Below are 936 nucleotides of genomic sequence, written 5' to 3'. Positions count from 1 at the left end.
TCTCGCTCCGTTGTTGACCCTGGCCGCTACCGGATTGCTTGGCTCCTGAAGAGCCTTGCGCCGAGGTTTTCTGCGCTTGTGTCTCGGCCATGATCTTCTCCTCAGTATCGCTGTCTCGGGTTGTCGTCAGGGGTGCCTCTTACAGCGCCTGCAACATCAAAGCCGGGGTGCTCCACGCCGGCGCATGAAGTACCAGACCGCTACTGCAATCAGTGCAGCCAGGATCAGCAGCCAGAGCCAGTTCGTTCCGCCAGCTGCGTGTGTGGTGGCCGGTGCGGTAGGCTGAGCAGGAGCAGGTGTGGTCGGGGCTGTGGTCACCTGCGCAATGGCTTGGCTTGCAATCACGAGCCACAGAAATGCGCTTGCTTGTGCCGTCTTCAGCATTGTTGCCTCCCATGTGGGAGCACGTAACGATCCGCCGGAACAACACGTTCCGCCAGAACACCTTGCGTGGGGCAACAGCTTGACTTGTGGCATCCCACCTCGTGGGTTGCGACTTCTCCGGGCAGCGGGCGCAAGATGAACAGAGGGCCGCGTGCCGCGTCACAGCCGGTTCATCTCGGAACGTCCGATTTTCCTGAGTTGGTGCAAGCCAATCTCTGCTCAGCGACGCGAAGCAGCGCAATCGAGCAGTTGTGTTCTGCATCCGAGAGGGAGTTCACTATGCGTATCGGTTCCCTTGCACTCAGCGCCCTGCTGGTCACCTCGCTGTCCGGCGCTGCGCTGGCCCAGGCTGGCACTGCTGGATCTGCGGAGAAGAACCTCAACAATCCGGGTAGCGTGAAGAGCAACACCGAGAAGGGCATGCCTGCCAAAGACGGTGTCGCCACCACGGGCACTGCAACTGGCGCTGCGAAGGACACGAGCCCGAGTTCCACGAAAGCCGCTCCGGCTTCAAAGGCCGGCGCGGGCTCAACCGGTGCTCACTGACCTTAG

At 61.4% G+C, this 936-nt stretch carries 2 protein-coding genes; one reads left to right on the top strand and one right to left on the bottom strand.

The window, feature by feature from the left end; genetic code table 11:
- Positions 1-156: 156 nt before the first annotated feature.
- Entirely contained in the window at positions 157-384 is a 228-nt protein-coding gene (locus tag MOX02_RS30770; protein ID WP_147029538.1) for a hypothetical protein, read from the bottom strand.
- A 279-nt stretch (positions 385-663) separates the two neighbouring features.
- Here MOX02_RS30770 and MOX02_RS30765 point away from each other — a divergent pair, with 279 nt between their 5' ends.
- Positions 664-930 carry a hypothetical protein gene (locus MOX02_RS30765; protein ID WP_147029537.1) on the top strand — a complete coding sequence of 89 codons (267 nt, stop codon included), beginning with the start codon at positions 664-666 and terminating at the stop codon, positions 928-930.
- Positions 931-936 lie beyond the last annotated feature (6 nt).

It is taken from the genome of Methylobacterium oxalidis (genome assembly GCF_007992195.1).
Classification (GTDB): domain Bacteria; phylum Pseudomonadota; class Alphaproteobacteria; order Rhizobiales; family Beijerinckiaceae; genus Methylobacterium; species Methylobacterium oxalidis.
Note: the sequence above shows the minus strand (reverse complement) of the source record. Positions and strands in the feature narration are given on the sequence as shown.

Bases quoted from the DNA above. Each gene is read 5' to 3' on its own strand.
- MOX02_RS30770 (WP_147029538.1), bottom strand. From the start codon at position 384: ATGCTGAAGACGGCACAAGCAAGCGCATTTCTGTGGCTCGTGATTGCA.
- MOX02_RS30765 (WP_147029537.1), top strand. From the start codon at position 664: ATGCGTATCGGTTCCCTTGCACTCAGCGCCCTGCTGGTCACCTCGCTG.